Below are 19504 nucleotides of genomic sequence, written 5' to 3'. Positions count from 1 at the left end.
GCATTATTTGTACAAGATTAACTTGGCTCAATCAGGCTAGAAAATCGGTAGCCTGTTCCACGTACTGTCTGTATCAATGTATCACAGTCATAAGGTCGCAGTAATTTTCGTAGACGTTTGATATGTACATCGATGGTTCGGTCTTCGATATATACATTGCCGCCCCATACCTGATCGAGCAGCTGCGTTCGTGTATAGGCGCGCTCAGGATGGCTCATAAAAAATGCTAATAGACGATACTCTGTGGGCCCAACATCAACGATTTTACCTGCAGCTGTCACGCGCTGACTCTTGGTATCTAAACTTAACTGCCCAATTTCGATAGGTTTGTCGCTGCTCATAGCACTACTGCGGCGTAGTACGGCTTTGATTCTGGAGATCAGTTCACGAGTCGAAAAAGGCTTGGTCATGTAATCATCAGCCCCTGCATCAAGACCATGCACCTTACTGTCCTCTTCACTTTTTGCCGTTAGCATAATTACTGGTATTTCAGAGAGCAGCTCATCATTTTTTAGCATGCGACAAAAATCCACACCACTCTTGTCACCAGGCAACATCCAATCTAACAGTATCAGTGATGGTCTATGATCGACCACCTGCTGATGCGCCTCTGATACGTCAGCCGCTTGCAAGCTATCAAACCCAGCCATCTCTAGCGTCATGACAACCATTTCACGAATCGCAGGCTCATCTTCAACAATCAAAATTTGCTCATTATACATAGGACATTCTCGGTGTTAGAGGACAAAATCTAGCATGTAAAAAGGCGATATATACTCACCAGTCTCTACCTATTAAACGGATTAATTATGACAGCTTGATGACACTCTAAAATCAGATTTCTAGTAAAAAATTAAGCGGTCCATCATTGACGCTCGACACTTGCATATCAGCACCAAACTGACCAGTTGCCACATTTGGATGCTTAGTTTTGGCATAATCGACCAGTTGTTCAAATAACGCTTGCGCCGCAGCAGGTGCCATCGCACCACCAAAGTCTGGTCGGCGCCCTTTGTCTGTTTTTGCCATCAAGGTGAATTGTGAAACCAATAATAGCCCACCACCGACCTGCTGAACGTTTTTATCCAGTTTACCAAATTTGACAGGATCATCGTCATTTTCAAAAATGCGATAGGTCAGTATTTTGTCAATCATACGCTGGGCAGCGGCGAAATCGTCTTCATGCCCCAAGCCAATATATGCCAATACCCCATGCCCAATCTCACCAATACACTGTTGATCGACGACCACACTAGCGTACTTCACCCGTTGTATGAGTGCTTTCATTTACTGTTTCCTTAACAGATTATGGCCATACAATAATATGCTGTCCATGATAAAATACTGTCATTAACTTAACTATTATTAGGGCGTGTTTGATATTCACAAATAGGTACTGCGGATCGCTAAAACTGTTCCAGACAAGGCGTAAAACGACAATAATGCTCATGCCTTATCTAGATTTACAGCGTAGTATGGCGCAATTTTAGCCACTGTCAGTGCCATAGTCGAATTTCCAACACGCCCCTATTACATTACACCTTATTTTGGTAGCCTTATTATGAATGTATTTACCACCTTACAACAGCTTGTGCCGCAGCAAAAGCTCAGTAAAGTCGCTGGACGTTTGGCCGCCAGTCGCCACCCTTATGTCAAACGCACCTTTATCCGTAGCTTTGCCAAAGCTTATAATATCAGCTTAGACGAGTACGAACGCCAAAGCCTCAACGCTTATGAAAGTTTTAATGACTTTTTTACCCGCGAGTTAAAAGAAGACGCTCGTACCATCGACGCCACGGCAAATGGTATCGTGAGCCCTGCGGACGGTATTATCTCTCAGCTAGGACAAATCGAAGATCACAAACTGCTACAGGCAAAAGGTCGTCACTATGATGTCGGCCAATTGCTTGCTGATAGTGAAGATGGCAGTTATTTTGCTGATGGTAGTTTTGCAACTATCTACTTAGCACCTAGCAATTATCACCGTGTGCATATGCCGTTTACTGGCACATTGACCAAGACTCGCTATGTACCTGGTACACTGTTTTCGGTCAACAATACTACGGCGGCTAACGTGCCGGACTTGTTTGCACGTAATGAGCGTCTGGTCTGTATGTTTGATACCAAATACGGAAAAGCAGCTGTTGTGATGGTTGGCGCTATGATCGTCGCTGGTATTGAAACTGTTGCCACTGGCAAGATCGCTCGTACCGACGACATACAAGAAGCTAATCATGATATGCAGTTTGCAGCAGGCGAAGAGCTTGGACGCTTTTATTTGGGCTCAACGGCTATTGTAGTATTACCAAAAGCAGCAAAGGCTGACTGGCTAGATAGTATGCAAGCCAACGGCGTCGTGCAAATGGGTCAATTGCTAGGAATGGCAAACGCTCAATAACACGCCTGTATAAGAGTACTGAAAATATCAGCCCAGTTAAGCGTGAATCATAATGCTTAATCGGGCTTTTTTTATGCCTGTTACTTATGCAGATTTACGCATCAATCAACCAGCCTTGCTGAGTTGCGTATGCAATATTATGTGAGAGCCAATCATGGATAGGAGGAAAGCTGTCTTTGATAAATGCATGCGCACCTGCCACCTGCGAGCGTGTAACGCCAAGCTCAATCCACGTTTTACCGTTAGTATTTAGATTGAGTAAAAACGGCAATAAGCGATCAACGACTCTGAGCAACTGACTTTCTTTGCTATTTCCTGTTTCTTGCGCTTCCCAAACCTCACTCAAATCACTAATGCCATTGCCTCGCTCACGTTGCAATCTGACAATGCCTGCACGCTCTTCGACGTGTGCATCAGTACGCGTATCAGCATACAAAAAAGTATCTCCAGCATCAATCTCACCCAAATCATGGACCAACGCCATCTTCAGCAACTTTTCATGATTGACGTCTAGCGCAAATAATTCAGCAATCGACCAACAGGCCATTGCTAAATGCCAAGAGTGTTCGGCAGAGTTTTCTTTGCGAGTGGTCTGTGTCACATAGCTGCGGCGATTCACGCGTTTGAGCGCATCTAACTCCAATAAGAAGTGAGTGACATCATCGATATCGATATGTGAAGTAGATTCGGAATGAGTGAGTGATATAGAGCTGGCTTGCGACATTGATTTTCTCTGGCTTTCTCTAGTTATTGGTTTTAACGCTTATAAGTTCTAGCGATTTTAAGTTTCATTGCTCAAGGTATTATAGTTAGTTTGATATCTAGCAATGATTAAAAAGCTATTATCGCTATCAAAAAAATAGCGCTTATTTTACCAAGCGCTATCTATTATAAGTTAGAAGATAAATGGTTAAATTGACATTTATCCAAGTCTTTGAGCACCTAAACCTTAACCGCCTACTTAATCAAATTAATAATGGTTTTAAACGCAGGATCTTCGCTGCTACGGCACAGTTCAAATAAGATTGATTCGACAGTACTGATCACCCCACCTGCACGGCGAATACGGCGAATGGCTTGCTTTTTGTCGTAAGGAAAACGAGAACCCACTGCATCCCCAATAATGACAGGCTGCATACCATTGTCCAATAAATCTAGTGCCGTCTGCATAATACAGACATGAGCTTCAGCACCAAAAAGCAGAACAGTACTACGGTTCTGCTGCGCTAGATGGTGCCATGAATCATTATTATCGCAGGCACTAAAGGTAACCTTTTCAAAGCTCTTGGCATTATCTCCTTCAAGTACGTCGCGCAGCTCTGGTAAGGTATCGCCCAAGCCTTTTTTATATTGTTCATTGAGCATGATTGGAATATTGAGCGCTTGCAGCCCTTTAATCAAGGTAACGGTTTTTTTGACGATATTTTCGTGGTCATAGATATGCGGCGTTAAGCGCTCTTGCACATCAACAATCATCGCTTGGGTATTCTCACGAGCGATTCGATAGGTGCGATCATTAATCATAGTAGACATAGTACACTCCTTGTACGGCTGACAGTTGCAACTAAAAACTATTTTAGAATTATCATAAACAGTGCCATGGTTCATCTTTCTCTTATTTAGTCATAGTTTCATGAATGCGTCAATGGAGATAATTTTTAATCGCCGTAATACTGTGTTTTTCGACTCTGTGATTTACTAACTGGCAAACTATTAATTTGACCATAAAAAAACCTCTAGCCATGATGACTAGAGGTTTTTTATTAGCGAGTAGCTACTTATTTATTATTCAAATAATCTTGTTTATATAAATAAGATTAAACACGCTCAATAATAGTAGCGATACCTTGGCCAAGACCAATACACATTGTCGCTAGACCGATTTCAGTATCTGACTGCTCCATTGCGTTTAGCAATGTCACTGTGATACGAGCACCTGAACATCCTAGTGGATGACCTAGAGCAATGGCACCACCGTTGATGTTAACGATGTCTTGCTTATCAGACAGGTTCAGACCTTTCAATACTGATAGACCTTGAGCAGCAAACGCTTCGTTTAGCTCGATGGTTTGCATGTCATCGATGCTCATGCCAGCACGCTTCAATGCTTTTTGAGTCGCAGGTACAGGACCATAGCCCATGATAGCAGCGTCACAACCAGCAACAGCCATACTACGGATACGGGCACGTGGCTTTAGACCTAGATCTTTGGCTTTTTGTGCGCTCATTACTAGCATCGCTGACGCACCGTCAGATAATGCAGATGACGTTGCTGCTGTTACTGTACCGCCTTTTGGATCAAACGCTGGACGTAGTTTTTGCATTTGCTCCATCGTTGCGTCTGGACGAATTACTTCATCAACAGTACATAGTTGCAGACGACCAGCAGCATCATGACCTTCGATACCGATGATTTCATTGTCGAAACGACCTTCAGTGGTTGCAGCCCATGCACGGCGATGTGACTCAAGACCAAACGCGTCTTGCTCTTCGCGCGTGATGTTGTTCATACGGCCTAGCATTTCAGCAGTCAAGCCCATCATGTTTGACGCTTTTGCATAGTGCTTAGAAGCAGCAGGGTTCAAATCAACACCGTGCATCATGCCTACGTGACCCATATGCTCAACACCACCGATGATGAATACATCACCTTGGTTAGTCATGATTTGTGCAGCGGCAGTATGTAGCGCCTGCATAGAAGAACCACATAGACGGTTAACCGTTTGGCCACCAGCAGTCTTTGGGATACCAGCTAGCAAACCGATGTTACGACCGATGTTCAAGCCTTGCTCTAGCGTCTGGTTGACACAACCCCAGATAATGTCTTCAATATCATTGGTGTCAAAGTCATTACGTTCTACTAGCGCACGTACTAGTTCCGCTGACATGCTATCAGCACGTACATGACGGAACATACCGTTTTTGGTCTTGCCCATTGCCGAGCGTACGCCATCTACGATGACCACATCTTTTGGACTTAAAATTGTCATACCATATTCCTTTTCAATTTTTATTGTCAGTGTAGTCAGCCCAATTTACGACTATTACCTTGTTAATCCCACTCAAAGTACAATAGGTACATTTGCGCTTGATTTACTCGTACTAGCATTAAACTGAACCAACTATAATCGTACGTTCGCTATTGGAGACGACTCATGTCTCAATTGCTTTCATGCAAAATAGCAAACGTACTGCACTTCATCCTAGTAATGACTGACTATTACGCTGTTGCGTAAAAAGTCTCGCCTGCGGCTGCCATGTCGCGAATCTTTTGTGGCGCTTCATAAGCTTTGCCAAGATGTGCGTATTTTTCACATAGTGCCAAGTAGTTATCTAGACCCATTTGGTCGACATAACGGCAAGGACCACCACGGAATGGAGGGAAACCTACACCCATGATCATTGCCATGTCAGCCTCGCTTGGGGTGCTTACGATGTTGTCTTCTAGGCAGCGAACGGTTTCGTTACAGAAGGCAATCATAGTGCGATCGATGATTGCTTGATCGTCAAAGGTTTGCTTTTCACTGTCAGTCGTGGCTTTTAGCAACTCGTAAGTGGCTTCATCAGCAACTTTCTTTGGCTTGCCGCGCTTGTCCATTTCGTATTTATAGAAACCGATACCGTTTTTCTGACCTAGACGCTCATTGTCATATAGATGCTGAATCGCACCTTTATAATCAGGCTTCATGCGATCAGGGAAACCATCAGCCATTACTGCTGCGCCATGTACACCTGTATCTAGACCGACCACGTCGATTAGATATGCAGGGCCCATTGGCCAGCCGAATTTTTCCATAACTTTATCGACATGAGCAAAGTCAGCACCTTGCTTAAGCAGCAAGTCAAACGCGCCAAAGTATGGGAACAATACACGGTTTACGAGGAAACCTGGGCAGTCGTTAACTACTACAGGCACTTTACCCATTTTAGAAGCGAGGGCAACAGTAGTCGCGATAGCTTCTTCAGATGATTTCTCACCGCGGATAACTTCTACCAATGGCATACGATGTACTGGGTTGAAGAAATGCATACCAACGAAGTTTTCTGGACGCTCAAGCGCTTCTGCTAGGAACGTAATAGAGATAGTCGAGGTGTTTGACGCTAGGATACAATCATCTTTTACCAAGCCTTCTACTTCTTTTAGTACCGCACGCTTCACGTTTGGATTTTCTACGACCGCTTCGATTACAATATCAGTCTCAGCAAAGTCACCGTAGTTCAAAGTAGGACGGATACGGCTTAAGGTTTCACCCATTTTTGCTGGAGTCATCTTGCCGCGTTCTACCATTTTGCCAAGCAGTTTGCTCGCTTCGCCCATACCAAGGTCTAATTGCTCAGACTTGATATCTTTCATGATGATTGGCAAGCCTTTGCTGGCTGCTTGATAAGCAATACCGCCACCCATGATACCAGCGCCTAGTACAGCGGCTTCGCTAATGTCATGTGCTTGTTTGCTGTGTTTTTTAGCCAGTTTTTTGACTAGCTGATCGTTTAAGAATAGACCAACCAAGCTTTCTGCTTGTGGCGTCTTAGCGGCTTTAGCAAAACCAGCAGCTTCTACTTCGATTGCTTTGTCACGTGATAAATTAACGTGCTTTTCAATCGTTTCGATAGCGATTGCTGGTGCTGGGTATTGCTTAGGATTGGCTTTAGCGAAAATAGCACCTTTGGCACTGTTGAACGCCATCGCTTGCTCAAGCTGGTTTAGCTTAACTGGAGCCAGTTTTTCTTCACGTTTTGCTTTCCAATCAAGCTCACCTGAGATACATTTTTTGACTAGGTCAATTGCTGCATCTTGCAAGTCATCAGCAGGTACAGTCGCATCAACCAAACCTAGCTTCAATGCTGCCAATGCTTTCTTTGGGCTACCAGTCGCGATCAGCTCAAGCGCGTTATCAATACCGATGATACGCGTACTACGAACTGTACCACCAAAACCTGGGAAAATACCTAGCTGAGTTTCTGGCAAACCGATGATGGCTTTGTCACTCATGACACGGTATTCACAAACCAAAGTCATTTCACAACCGCCGCCCATCGCCGCGCCATTGATAGCCGCAACTTTAGGGAATGGTAGGTCTTCAAAACGATTGAAAGCGTCATTAACATGAACGACCCAATCTTTGATCTCGCTTTCTGATTTTTTGAAAGAACCGACGAATTCTGTGATATCAGCACCAGCGATAAACACGCCTTTGGCTGAAGTAACGATAAGACCTTTTACGTTGTCGGCTTTTTCTAACGCACTAACTGCTTCACCAAACTGTTTGTTGGTTTCGGCATCAAATTTGTTCACGCTCTCATTTTCGGCGTTGTACTGCATGTTGGCGATGCCATCCTCTAGCATTGTCACCGTGATGCGATTTCCTTGGTATACCATTTGAAACTCCTTTCTATATAACGAAAGCTACGTTTTGAATTAAAATAAATAGCCAGTTACTGTTAGTAAAATGGGTAATAGCACTGTGCGCTTGTCATGTTATAAAGACAAACATATAACCAGCTCACAAGTGAAGATGTCTTTATTATCCAGCGTTCATCATGATGCACGTATTTTGCGTCTCTTGCATGACGTCATATGACGCTTCATTTATATACTGCTGTTGCAAGTACTGATGTTCAAAATATTGACTGAGACTTGGTCTAACACTCGGTATCGACGATTGAACATCCTGAGAAAAAACCCAGTAGGGTCACCATCAGACCATTTTCACGTCAATTAGTGTAGGGGATTATGCCCCTAACTGTCACAAGCTAATACCATACTCGCAAGTCACTCTTAAATCACTTGCAGGCATTTACCTTACGATAAAAGTGTTTTAGTGAATAAATGTATACTGAGTTGTTAATTTAGATTTATTTCGTGTTGTTGACTTCATTTATGCCACTACTTAAGTACCAGTTTGTCAGCGCTACTTATTCAGTACCATTTTTCTACTGTAATAAAATTAACGTGCCAGCCTAGCTTGCTCTTTTATCAGAACATATTCAACCAGAGAGTGACATCATCCATCGGTAACGAAATCTTGTCGTTATATTGCAGCTAAAACTGTTCAACTTTCGAATAGACTTTGGTAGAAAAACGCAAAAAATAATCAATTGATACCGTGTGTCACATAAGCGATATGACCTATCATGCTACACTAATAGCGTTTTTACCTTATCCTTAATAAGTTTTACTGTGTCCCTGATAAATGGTTGGATTATGACTGTTTCCCTTACTTCTAGCACTACCTCTACTGGCTTTATCCCTTCTAACTTTGTCTCTTTTCAAAGCACTGAGCAGTTTCATGGGGCTGTACGCGAGCAATTGGCGCAAGATATCGAAGTCTTGTTCGCTTATGCCAAGCTCCCTAGCCCGCTAGTGGATGCTTGCCGCTATGTCATGACGGGTCAAGGCAAACTGGTACGCCCACTGATGGTTGCCAGCGCTTTTGCCAGTATTAATAGCAGTAATAATGAACGTACAGATGAGCCTAATGATGACATTGATGACATCGATACTCTCGATGCTGATCTGGACGCACTACTAGAAAACGACTCAGACTATGATATGTCTCGCCGTGCTGCATTGGCGGTAGAGCTGCTGCATACTTATTCGTTAGTGCATGATGATTTGCCCTGTATGGATGATGATGAGCTGCGCCGTGGGCAGCCGACTGCGCATATTGCCTTTGATGAAGCGACGGCTCTGCTGGCAGGAGATGTATTGCAGACACTAGCCTTTGAAGTACTAACTGCGGAGATGCCAACCTTTGCGCCGTTTGATGCAATTATCGCAAGTCAGCTCATGGCTATATTTGCGCCGCGCGCCAGACGTATGGTGTCGGGTCAAATGCTAGACCTCAATGCCGAAGCCCGTGCCAATATCGCGCAGAATGATTTGGAAGCCATTCATCGTGATAAGACAGGGGCATTGATTGAAGCGGCGATGCTCATGGGCGGCGTCTGTGCTGGTGCAACTGCTCCGCAGCGCATGGCACTACAGGAGTGCGCGCAACATATCGGTCTCGCCTTTCAAGTCCAAGACGATGTGCTAGACGTCACGATGACGACTGATACGCTTGGTAAGCCTGCGGGTAGCGATGAAAAACTAGACAAATCTACCTATGTAAAACTGATGGGTGTTGATCAAGCGACCAGCTATGCGCAATCACTGTTTAATGACGGACGTGCAGCCATTTCTCATGAACTACATAGTCGTGAGCTTAGCGACAATGAAGATGTCATTGGCACAAATAATGATGCGTTACTGGCACTGATTGAATGGCTCTGGTCGCGTAAAAATTAGCTTGTCGAATAGCAGCTGAAAACAGATATCGTAGTAAATTTCATTACCCAAAACGGCAGTGAGTGGTCAACATGGATAGTTCCCCTACCCCGCGCATTTATCTTGGCACTGGTGGCTATAGCGATACCGATTTGCTCGGTACGCTGTATCCCACCGGTACCAAAAAGACCGATTTCTTACGTGAATACGCCAAACAATATGGCGCAGTCGAAATCAACAGCACCTTTTATGCGCCCATCGGACAGAAAGCGTTTGCTGGGATGGTTGATAAAGCTTATGTACAAGCTGAAAGCGAGTTGAAGTTCGCCGTCAAATTGCATCAAGACTTTACCCACGCTCGCAAAGGCACTGCTGAGCACGCACAGGCATTTCTAAACGCCTTATCTCCACTTATCGAAGCAAATGCTTTAGCGCCATTATTACTTCAGTTCCCACACGGCTTTGATCGTACTCGTGAGCATCGCCTTTATCTAGCAGAGCTTGTCAGTTGGTTTCAAGACTACCCACTCACCATTGAGTTTCGTCATAACGCTTGGCACACGCCGCAAGTGGTCGATAGCTTTCGGCAGCAAGGCTTGATTTGGTGCAGCGTAGATTACCCCAAAGTCAGCGGGTTGCCACCGTCACGGTTGATATTCACTGAGCGCACTGGCTATCTGCGTATGCACGGCAATAATCTAAACTGGTGGGATGCGATGAGTGCGGCTGATCGCCATGACTATCGTTATAGCGAGACAGAAATGCAGGACTGGGCACAAGCGATTGCTAATCAGCGTCAGCATTTTGATACGCTATATATCTTCTTTCAGAACACCGTCAACGCCCATGCTTATTATAATATCGCGATGCTGCGAGAAGCGTTGGGTAATTTTGGGTTTGAGGTTTTGTGATGTCGATAAACTTAGCGAACTTATTTGATTTTTTTCGGTCTCATAAAGAACCAGAAAATGAGCACGAAAAATCTATTCAGCTTTTGCAAACGATGCAGTGGTCAAAATTATGCTGGGATGAAAGCTGGGAAGAAGTGATAGCGCTAGAAGGCTTATTACCAGAAGTAGGTAAAACCTACTCTATAAAACTTGATGAAAACGAAAACTATGCTAAAGAAGGAAAAGTATACATTTTATGGCTACCACCACATTCAGAGCTTAATGGTTGGTACGACAAAAGACCCTCTGAAATCCTAAAATCTTATGTATTAGAAGGTGATTTATACAATGCCACTTCAAACTACGAGAGTCGTGAGTATTTTTTTGACTTTCAGGTTGTGAGTCGTACAAGGCTAATTGATTACTTTGTCAATATTCATGAAACAGAAAGTGTCTATGTACCCTATTTTCTAAAATATAAAGATAATTTGGCGTCAACTTGGGAAAACGTTCAAGACCTCGAAAAATGTAAAGTAGGAGACTACTTGTATCTACATGGGGTAGAGTCAGGATCTAGCTTTGAGCTTATATTATCTTATGAAAAAGAAAAGATTTGTCTCCATTACTTAGCAATTCTATATTACCCTGCTGACTATGAAACTGTTATTACAAGATATTGTTTGAATCCTAAAGAGCAGAAGTTATTTGAAACATTGATAGAAAAAGCCAGTGAAATAACAGATGATTCAATGGACTCACTAGGAGATAATCAGATTTTCGGTGCTGAATATTGGTAATTTCTTTTAATCAAATTTAAAGCTAAAAAAAAGGACACCGTGCCGTGTCCTTTTTTCTTCCAAACTCTCAATAGCTAGAGACTAACTTTCCACGCCAACCTCTTAAACTCTATGCTTTACATCCGCATAGACACAATAGATAAATTTATCCAAAACAAGCATACAGAATCGCTCTACTTATTCGTTTTGCACACTGGTAACTTATATCCTACTAATCAAGAGACATCAGTCAAAACGCAATATAAGCGTACTGATATTCACTTATACTATTGGAGAAAGTATCGATGACAACACTAAAAAATAAAGTCGCGATTGTAACCGGTTCATCAAAAGGTATCGGCGCACAGATAGCCCTATTGCTCGCAGCAGCAGGAGCTAAAACCGTCATTAATTATGCAAATGATGATTCAGCAGCCAATGATATCGTAAGTCAGATTAAATCCGCAGGCGGTGAAGCCATCGCTGTGCAAGCAGATGTCAGTAATGCCAAACAAGTCGAAGCAATGTTTGATGCCACTATCAGTGCGTTTGGTAAGCCAGATATTCTGGTCAATAGCGCAGGCATAATGATTAATAAACCTATTGCCGAGACCACCGACGAAGACTTTGACCGTATATTTGCTATCAATGTAAAAGGCACGTTCAATACATTGCGTGAAGCTGCGACTAAACTCAATGACGGTGGTCGTGTCGTAAATCTCTCAAGCACAACCACTCGCATGCTGCTACCTAGTTACGGCACCTACTGTGCGACCAAAGGCGCGGTCGATCAGCTAACCCGTATATTTGCCAAAGAAGTCGGCGCGCGTAACATCACGGTCAATGCAGTATCTCCCGGCCCTACGGACACTGAACTATTTCATCAAGGTAAATCGGATGACACGGTAGAGAGACTTGCTAGCATGTCACCGTTTAACCGTATCGGTGAACCAGTTGATATCGCTCGTGTGGTAGCGTTTTTGGTCAGTGAAGAAGCAGCTTGGGTTACTGGACAAAATATCGGCGCAAACGGCGGTATCGCCTAATATCGTAATGGCGATGCTCTATCAAAAATATGTTTTGATTAGATATCGAAATAGATAGCTATATAGAAAGCTAGCACATAAAAAAAGGACACCTCGCGGTGTCCTTTTTTCAATCAAATACTTAGTCGTTAAAGATTACTCTTCAACGCCAGCATCTTGACCTTTATATTTTGCGTTCGCGTAGTCCCAGTTCACTAGCTTGTCTAGGAACGTGTCAACATAGTCAGGACGACGGTTACGGTAATCTACATAGTACGCGTGTTCCCATACATCACAAGTCAATACAGCTACTTGGTCATGTGCAAGTGGGGTGTCAGCGTTAGCAGTTTTGGCGATTGACAATTTGCCACCGACTTTATCAGCAACTAGCCATGCCCAACCTGAACCAAACTGAGTCAACGCTGCATTTTTGAACTCTTCACGGAACTTGTCGTAGCTACCGAAATCTTCTTCGATTTTTGCTTTTAGATCGCCAGTAGGTTCGCCGCCGCCGTTCGTTGGCGTCATGCAGTTCCAATAAAACGTGTGGTTCCATACTTGAGCTGCTTGGTTGAACATACCTTGCTTACTGTCATCTTTAGCAGTCGCTACGATGATTTCTGGCAATGTTTTGTCTTCTAGACCAGAACCTGGCAACATGTCTTTTAGCTTGTTTACATAAGCAGCATGGTGCTTGTCATGATGATACTCTAGCGTTTCGGCACTGATATGTGGCTCTAGTGCATCTTTTGCATATGGTAGGTCTGGTAAAGTAATGTTTGACATAATTATTTTATCCTTGCTGTTTAGCCGTTAGTTTATAAAAACTTGCTTATAGAAACTGAATTTTACGCTATTTTTACACCGCAAAAAACACTATAAAATAGCGGACTAAATTGGCTGAGTTTATTGTTTGAAATGAACTTTATCGCTTGATACACGGTACTGCTCAATACAATATCACGTATCATTATGAATCCAAAATTAACCTAGCGGTTACTTATTGCTATTATTCTTTGCCAAAAAGCCAAGTGTCTGACTTTATAGACTTTTATTAACTTAATATTCACAAGCTATAAGATATAATTCACTGTAGCTTGGTATCTATTATAGCAATAGTGACCAATAATATCAGTTACCAAATGTTATAGCCCGTACAATCTGTATAGCGATTGGTTATTTATTAAGCAGTAATTGCGCTCCCTCCAAACTCATGCGTTATCATTATTAGCATAACCAATTAAATCGACAAATAATTTACCGATTAACGCTACCGAAGATAAATAAAACCCACGCGAATAATAATTTTTCATCATTTTAATATAATGGACTGACTCTATGAGTACTGCTGATACCTCGTTAAATGCTACCCACCCAACAACAGCCAACCGATGGGTACTGGCTAGTAACAATAAAGGCAAATTGGCTGAGTTTAAACGACTATTTGCTGAAGCGAACTTGGACGTGACGATTGTCCCGCAAGGTCAGCTTGATATTGAAGATGCGATCGAGGATGGTTTAAGCTTTGTAGAAAACGCCATTATCAAAGCCCGTCATGCCAGCCGTATCAGTGGACTTCCTGCTATCGCTGATGATTCAGGACTGTGCGTGCCTGTACTAGGTAATGCGCCAGGTATCTACTCTGCTCGCTACGCTGGTGAGCACGGCAACGATAGTAAAAATAACGCCAAGCTCATCGCTGACTTGCAGCCTATCCGCGCAGCAGAGCCGGATACTCCGATCAAAGGTATGTTCGTTTGCGTATTGGCAATGGTGCGTCATGCCGATGATCCGCTACCGATTGTCGCCCAAGGATTATGGCATGGTGAGATTTCAGAGACAGCGCATGGTGACGGCGGTTTTGGCTATGATCCATTGTTTTGGTTACCTGACTTGCAAGCCAGTGCGGCTAGTCTGAGCGCTGCTGATAAAAACAGTATCAGCCATCGTGGTCAGGCAATCCAGCAGTTATTGGCGCAGCTACCTTTATAAGTGCTTTATAGCTGTTCTATCCATAACTATCCGTAAGCGCGCTCAATGCTCATAATGCGCTTGCAACCTTATCGCTGTTTCTTGTCCGTTATCTTATTTATTGATTATGAATATGGCTAACTCTTTATATAAAATTAAGTCATACAAGAGTAAGCAACATAAGGAAACATGCCATCAAAGAGATAATTTTTACTTTAATAAACAGATAGATTATACTGTTCTACTTTTAAAATTTTGTTGAAATCCGTTATTTGGCTGTATAATTCACCAAAAAGCGTTATTATGCGGTGCATTAACGGTTTATTATCGATATTTGATAGCATGGACAACCTCAACAGGTTCACCTTTTGGTATCAGCGGCGATTGCTACTGGCACTGAATTTGACGTTGTGCACTATCGCTATCCCCTATTTATTTCAACGGCAGCCCGTCGTACATGCCCGTAATTTGAGGCGCGGTCTGTCTATTACAATTTAACCCTAAGTACTATTTCATTAATCAAACGTACTACTTAATCCTAAAGGTGTAATTAACATGGCTACAGATTTACAAGTCACAACCAACAAGCTATCTAATAAAGAAACCCAGCTAACGGTTAAAGTACCCGTTGAAAAAATTCAAAACAAAGTTGAAGGCCGTATTCGCCAAGTTGCGAAAACTGCCAAGATTGACGGTTTCCGTAAAGGTAACGTCCCTATGTCACACATCCGCTCTCAGTACGGTGCTGGCATTCAACAAGAAGTTATCAACGATGTCATCCGTGATACTGTGTTTGAAGCGATCAAATCTGAAGATATCCGTGCTGTTGGCATGCCTAACATCGACGACGTAAAACTTGAAGACGATTTCTTGGTATATCAAGCCACTGTTGAAATCTTCCCAGAAGTAGACGTACAAGGTATCGATGAGATCGAAGTTGAGCGTCACACTGCACAAGTGAGTGAAGAAGACGTTGACACCATGATCGAAAACCTACAAAAGCAACGTGAAGAATTCGTTGAGAAAAAGGGCATGGCTGCGAAAGACAACCAAGTGACTTTTGACTTTGAAGGCTCTATCGACGGCGAAAAATTTGAAGGCGGCTCTGCTGAAGACTTCAAACTAGTTATCGGTAGCAACCAAATGATTCCAGGTTTTGAAGCTGGTATCAAAGGCATGAAAGCTGGTGAAGAAAAAGTAATCGACGTCACTTTCCCAGAAGATTACCAAGCTGAAAACTTAGCGGGTAAAGAAGCTCAGTTCAAAATCAACGTAAAATTGGTTGAAAAATCTAAGCTACCTGAAATCAACGAAGAGTTCCTTGAGCTATTCGGCGTGAAAGAAGGCGGCGTTGAGAAATTGAAAGAAGACGTACGCAAAAACATGGAACGCGAAATCAAAAACGCTGCGCGTAGCCAAGTTAAGCAAGCGACTTTTGACGCATTGCTAGAAAAGAACGAGTTTGATGTACCAAACGCTATGCTAGAGCAAGAAATCGAGCGTCAACGCAACATGATGATGCAACGTTTCTCTCAGCAGTTCGGCGCAAATGCTGATAGCTTCGATAAAGACATGCTACCAAATGAGCTATTTGAAGAGCAAGCACTGCGTGCTGCCCGTCTTGGCATCATCGTTGCCCGTGTTATCGATACTAAAGGCCTAGAAGTAGATCAAGAGCGTGTAGAAACCTTCATCAAAGAAGCCGCTGAAAACTACGAAGATCCAGCAGAAGTTATCGAGTACTACACCAATGACAAGCAGCAGCGCGCTAACATTGAGTCTGTAGTACTAGAAGACCAAGTAGTAGATTACTTGATCGCTCAAGGTAAAGTAACTGACAAAGAAGTTAGCTACCAAGACTTGCTAGCTGCTCAGCAACAACAGCAGCAAGCAATGTAATTGATACGACAAGCTATCTTTTTAGATATGCTGTAGTCGGTTATCAAAACTAAAATGCGCCCCCGACCTTTTGATCGGGGGCGCATTTTTTATGGCGTTCGCTAACTAGATAAAATCAGCTACAATTATCGACTCTACAAACATCAAACCTACAATCATCGAATCTATAAGCATAGTACTTGTACTATAAAGCGCGTTTTACACCAAAACAGGTGCAAATACGGCGCTCAATCCTAGCAGTACCAGCCCGCGCTGTAACCACAAGCTATCACTAAAGCGTTGCTGCAACTGCTGGCTAACCAGCGTACCAACTGCATATAGCGCTAGCATCGTAATCATCATTCCTGCATAAAATCCCAGCTGTCCACTTATACCGACATTCGCTGGTACTTCCATCGCGTGTGCCATGCCATGAAACACCGCCAGACCACCAAAGCCAAATAGTGACACCTGCTGAATACTTGGCGTGCGTGCTGTATGGGTCTGCGCAGAGAATGCCTCTTGTCTGCTTTTTTGGCTCATCAAGACCATAGCCAATACAACCACCGACAGTGATATCGCCACTTCAATCAGTCCAGATGATGCAGCAAATGTAATACCGCCAATCAGTACGCCAGCCGTGCCCAATATCGCACCTAATGACAACCCTGCGGTCAATGACATCATGCCTAAGCGCTGCTTTTGTAGTCCATAAAACAACATACCCATGCCTACGGCCAAAAACAGATGATCAAGGCCAGTCACTGGATGCATCAGTCCTGCTTGCAGCGTACCTAAAAATGACGGCGCTTGCGCGGTAGTCGATTGAATATGCCCTGAATGCGCTTGCGCCAATGACGGTAGCATCAGCGATGTCATCATCACAGCCGAACCAGACACGATATGACGGGCTGAGAGTGCTTGTGAAAAGCGAGATTTTTCGATGTGAAGACCTTTTGTACACTGTGTCATGCGGTTTTTCCTTATTCTTTATATTTTAATGGTAAAAGCTCATCTGCTTTTTAGGCAAGCATGCCATGTTCTTTAATGAAGGCGATAATCTCGTCTAGCCCATCACCCGTTTTCATATTGCTAAAGACAAAAGGTTTGTCGCCACGCATTTTTTTGGCATCGCGTTCCATCACTTCAAGCGAAGCACCAACCATTGGTGCAAGGTCGGTCTTGTTGATAATCAACAAATCAGATTTGGTAATACCAGGACCACCCTTACGAGGTATCTTATCGCCTGCAGAGACATCGATGACGTACAAGGTCAAATCAGACAACTCTGGGCTAAACGTCGCGGCTAGATTGTCGCCACCTGACTCAATGATAATCAACTCCAATCCTTCAAAAGTTGCTTGTAGCTCAGCAATCGCAGTCAGATTAATAGAAGCATCTTCGCGGATAGCTGTATGCGGACAGCCGCCCGTCTCTACACCGCGGATACGCTCAGCAGGCATGGCATCATTGCGGGTCAAAAACTCTGAATCCTCTTTGGTATAGATGTCATTGGTCACGACTGCCATATTGACGGTATCACGCAGGTTTTGGCATAGCCTTAAAGTCAAAGCAGTCTTACCACTACCAACTGGCCCACCAATACCAAGGCGTAAGCACGACAAAGCAGAAGACGGTTTCTGGCTATTACTATCAGTTTGTACGTCTGATGCAGCGTGAGAGTTTTTTGTTTTGAGCGGAGTTAGAGACATATTGATTTCCTAAAACAGTTTGTATATTAATAAGTATAAATAGAAATAAAGGTAAAATTATGAGCGGAACAGCCGGCTGTATTGCTCCTCATGCATACTCGAGAGGATAGCCAAATTGGGCAAGTTATTAGAGATATTAAGCGATTCATAGAGGTCTTGGCATAGCTGCTGGCAGTATGACTCTTCACTTGTATCTAAGTTATCCATAGTATTTATCGATGTGATTAAAGTATCAAAGGCCTGTTGCACATCAGCGCTTAGAACATCGACCTGAGCACCCAGATCGCTTTGCAATTGCCACAGGATACGCTGACCTGCCATTTGTCCTAACGGTACTGTCTTAACAGCGGCAAGTACCATATTCTCTAATTGCGCAAATCCATAAGTAGTCATTGACTGCGCTAGTGGCAGCTGCCAATGCTGAGCAATATGAGCAAATAGCGGCAGAAATCCATCTTCAGGTATTTCGGCCGGTATGCCAAGATTCAATACTTCGTTTAGCCAAGACACCATCGCCTGTGCTAGCTGCTGCGACTCCAGTACAAACTCTTTACTCTCGAGGCCAGCGTGATAATCGTGTGCTAGATTTGCCGCTAGCGCTTCATGACCTTGGCTGAGTGCGCACATTATCAGCCCTAATACAGGCAGCTCGTAGCCAACAACCGCAAGCGCTAGATAGTCCTGCATAAATGTAAGCGTACTAGCTTCATCAGAGACAACCCCTGACTCAATCGCTGACTCCACACCTTGCGAATAGGTATAGCTACCAATCGGCAAATTGCTCGATGCCAGCATCAGTAGCTGTCCAAGTTGGGCAGATTGAGCAGGCTGAGCACTGGTATCAACCATCATTTGAACGACCTACAAGCGCATCATGATGACTATGGCTATGTCCGTGGCTATGGTCATGACTTTCCTTATGACTATGAGAGTCACTATGCGAATGTGCATGTGAGTGAGAGTGAGAGTGAGAGTGGCCATGCGCATGCCCTTGGCCCGTTTGATAAGCGCCTGTCTCAGGCTCAAATGGCACTGAGGTAGACTCGATATGTAGACCGAGGTTTTCTAACATTTGTGCAAGTACATGATCATTTTCAAAATACAAGGCATAGCCTGCATCACCTTGGTCAAAACTATGGTCAAACATCAATGGCACATGACGGTTGCCCAAATGATAAGCGCCTTTCATTAGTAGAAAGTCATTGTCAGCAGTCACCTTAGTCACCGCTTGCGGCTTGGCGATGACTTGCATTAACTCCCCTGATTCATTGATAAGGACATCATCGCCTTTTAAGACGCCTGTACGAGGTAGGTCAATACCAACCGCTTCGCCTGAGACAGTAATAGCTCTAAAGCGAGAATGCTGACGAGTATCAAAGTCTAATAGCAGGTAATCATCAGCTTGATACTGTTCTGCCAATTGCGCTTTTTGGACATCGCTAGGCGTACTTAGACGGGTATTAAATATTTTCATTATTATTCTCTGGCTGTTGTTGCTCAAACTATTGGTCAATAGTATTGATGGTAAAAGTATTGGAAATAAAGATACGATATCACTCAAGAAACCAACTGACCATTGGCATA

General features: G+C 43.5%; 18 protein-coding genes. 7 read left to right on the top strand and 11 right to left on the bottom strand.

Translation table 11 applies throughout. The features are described from left to right. Positions 1 to 17 precede the first annotated feature (17 nt). Positions 18 to 722: a phosphate regulon transcriptional regulator PhoB gene (phoB, locus tag QL886_RS12010; protein ID WP_057761786.1), complete on the bottom strand. Its 705-nt coding sequence runs from the start codon at positions 720 to 722 to the stop codon at positions 18 to 20. 112 nt (positions 723 to 834) lie between these two features. Beyond that, complete coding sequence (gene dtd / locus QL886_RS12005) at positions 835 to 1287, bottom strand: D-aminoacyl-tRNA deacylase (protein ID WP_290178878.1); 453 nt, start codon at positions 1285 to 1287, stop codon at positions 835 to 837. 274 nt (positions 1288 to 1561) lie between these two features. Here dtd and asd point away from each other — a divergent pair, with 274 nt between their 5' ends. After that, complete coding sequence (gene asd, locus QL886_RS12000; protein WP_290178877.1) at positions 1562 to 2398, top strand: archaetidylserine decarboxylase; 837 nt, start codon at positions 1562 to 1564, stop codon at positions 2396 to 2398. 94 nt (positions 2399 to 2492) lie between these two features. On the opposite strand, the gene QL886_RS11995 is transcribed toward asd, so the two are convergent. The 4 genes from QL886_RS11995 to fadB form a co-directional block, all read right to left on the bottom strand. Beyond that, positions 2493 to 3122 carry an HD domain-containing protein gene (locus QL886_RS11995; RefSeq protein ID WP_290178876.1) on the bottom strand — a complete coding sequence of 210 codons (630 nt, stop codon included), beginning with the start codon at positions 3120 to 3122 and terminating at the stop codon, positions 2493 to 2495. A 233-nt stretch (positions 3123 to 3355) separates the two neighbouring features. Then, entirely contained in the window at positions 3356 to 3931 is a 576-nt protein-coding gene (locus QL886_RS11990; protein WP_101205330.1) for an isochorismatase family protein, read from the bottom strand. A gap of 284 nt (positions 3932 to 4215) precedes the next feature. Then, positions 4216 to 5388 (bottom strand): acetyl-CoA C-acyltransferase FadA, encoded by a 1173-nt coding sequence (gene fadA / locus QL886_RS11985; protein WP_191114290.1) that lies wholly within the window; start codon positions 5386 to 5388, stop codon positions 4216 to 4218. Positions 5389 to 5618: 230 nt separating this feature from the next. Beyond that, a complete protein-coding gene (gene fadB / locus QL886_RS11980; RefSeq protein ID WP_101205329.1) occupies positions 5619 to 7778 on the bottom strand; it encodes a fatty acid oxidation complex subunit alpha FadB in 2160 nt (719 codons plus the stop codon). 825 nt (positions 7779 to 8603) lie between these two features. Here fadB and QL886_RS11975 point away from each other — a divergent pair. From QL886_RS11975 to QL886_RS11960, 4 genes are all read left to right on the top strand, one after another. Next, positions 8604 to 9689 (top strand): polyprenyl synthetase family protein, encoded by a 1086-nt coding sequence (locus tag QL886_RS11975; RefSeq protein WP_290178875.1) that lies wholly within the window; start codon positions 8604 to 8606, stop codon positions 9687 to 9689. A 71-nt stretch (positions 9690 to 9760) separates the two neighbouring features. After that, positions 9761 to 10579 carry a DUF72 domain-containing protein gene (locus QL886_RS11970; protein ID WP_290178874.1) on the top strand — a complete coding sequence of 273 codons (819 nt, stop codon included), beginning with the start codon at positions 9761 to 9763 and terminating at the stop codon, positions 10577 to 10579. Further along, positions 10579 to 11355: a hypothetical protein gene (locus QL886_RS11965; protein ID WP_290178873.1), complete on the top strand. Its 777-nt coding sequence runs from the start codon at positions 10579 to 10581 to the stop codon at positions 11353 to 11355. Before QL886_RS11970 ends, QL886_RS11965 begins: the two co-directional genes overlap by 1 nt. A gap of 284 nt (positions 11356 to 11639) precedes the next feature. Continuing rightward, positions 11640 to 12380: an SDR family oxidoreductase gene (locus QL886_RS11960; protein WP_290178871.1), complete on the top strand. Its 741-nt coding sequence runs from the start codon at positions 11640 to 11642 to the stop codon at positions 12378 to 12380. A 135-nt stretch (positions 12381 to 12515) separates the two neighbouring features. On the opposite strand, the gene QL886_RS11955 is transcribed toward QL886_RS11960, so the two are convergent. Then, on the bottom strand, positions 12516 to 13145 hold the full coding sequence (locus QL886_RS11955) for a superoxide dismutase (RefSeq protein WP_101205324.1): 630 nt from the start codon (positions 13143 to 13145) through the stop codon (positions 12516 to 12518). A 552-nt stretch (positions 13146 to 13697) separates the two neighbouring features. Here QL886_RS11955 and rdgB point away from each other — a divergent pair. Both rdgB and tig read left to right on the top strand, forming a co-directional pair. Beyond that, positions 13698 to 14351: an RdgB/HAM1 family non-canonical purine NTP pyrophosphatase gene (gene rdgB / locus QL886_RS11950; protein ID WP_290178870.1), complete on the top strand. Its 654-nt coding sequence runs from the start codon at positions 13698 to 13700 to the stop codon at positions 14349 to 14351. A gap of 534 nt (positions 14352 to 14885) precedes the next feature. After that, positions 14886 to 16229, top strand: a complete 1344-nt coding sequence (gene tig / locus QL886_RS11945; RefSeq protein ID WP_290178869.1) for a trigger factor — start codon at positions 14886 to 14888, stop codon at positions 16227 to 16229. A gap of 198 nt (positions 16230 to 16427) precedes the next feature. Here tig and QL886_RS11940 read toward each other — a convergent pair whose 3' ends face one another. From QL886_RS11940 to ureE, 4 genes are read right to left on the bottom strand one after another with little or no spacing between them, the layout of a single operon-like run. Further along, complete coding sequence (locus QL886_RS11940) at positions 16428 to 17180, bottom strand: HupE/UreJ family protein (RefSeq protein ID WP_290178868.1); 753 nt, start codon at positions 17178 to 17180, stop codon at positions 16428 to 16430. Between the two features lie 50 nt (positions 17181 to 17230). Beyond that, positions 17231 to 17920 carry an urease accessory protein UreG gene (gene ureG, locus QL886_RS11935; protein WP_290178867.1) on the bottom strand — a complete coding sequence of 230 codons (690 nt, stop codon included), beginning with the start codon at positions 17918 to 17920 and terminating at the stop codon, positions 17231 to 17233. 57 nt (positions 17921 to 17977) lie between these two features. Next, positions 17978 to 18772, bottom strand: coding sequence for an urease accessory UreF family protein (locus tag QL886_RS11930; RefSeq protein ID WP_290178866.1), 795 nt, complete (start codon positions 18770 to 18772; stop codon positions 17978 to 17980). Continuing rightward, positions 18762 to 19394 carry an urease accessory protein UreE gene (gene ureE, locus QL886_RS11925; RefSeq protein WP_290178865.1) on the bottom strand — a complete coding sequence of 211 codons (633 nt, stop codon included), beginning with the start codon at positions 19392 to 19394 and terminating at the stop codon, positions 18762 to 18764. Before ureE ends, QL886_RS11930 begins: the two co-directional genes overlap by 11 nt. Positions 19395 to 19504: the final 110 nt, after the last annotated feature.

Source organism: Psychrobacter sp. APC 3281 (assembly GCF_030407815.1).
Lineage (GTDB): Bacteria > Pseudomonadota > Gammaproteobacteria > Pseudomonadales > Moraxellaceae > Psychrobacter.
This window is presented reverse-complemented; position numbering and strand designations above follow the sequence as displayed.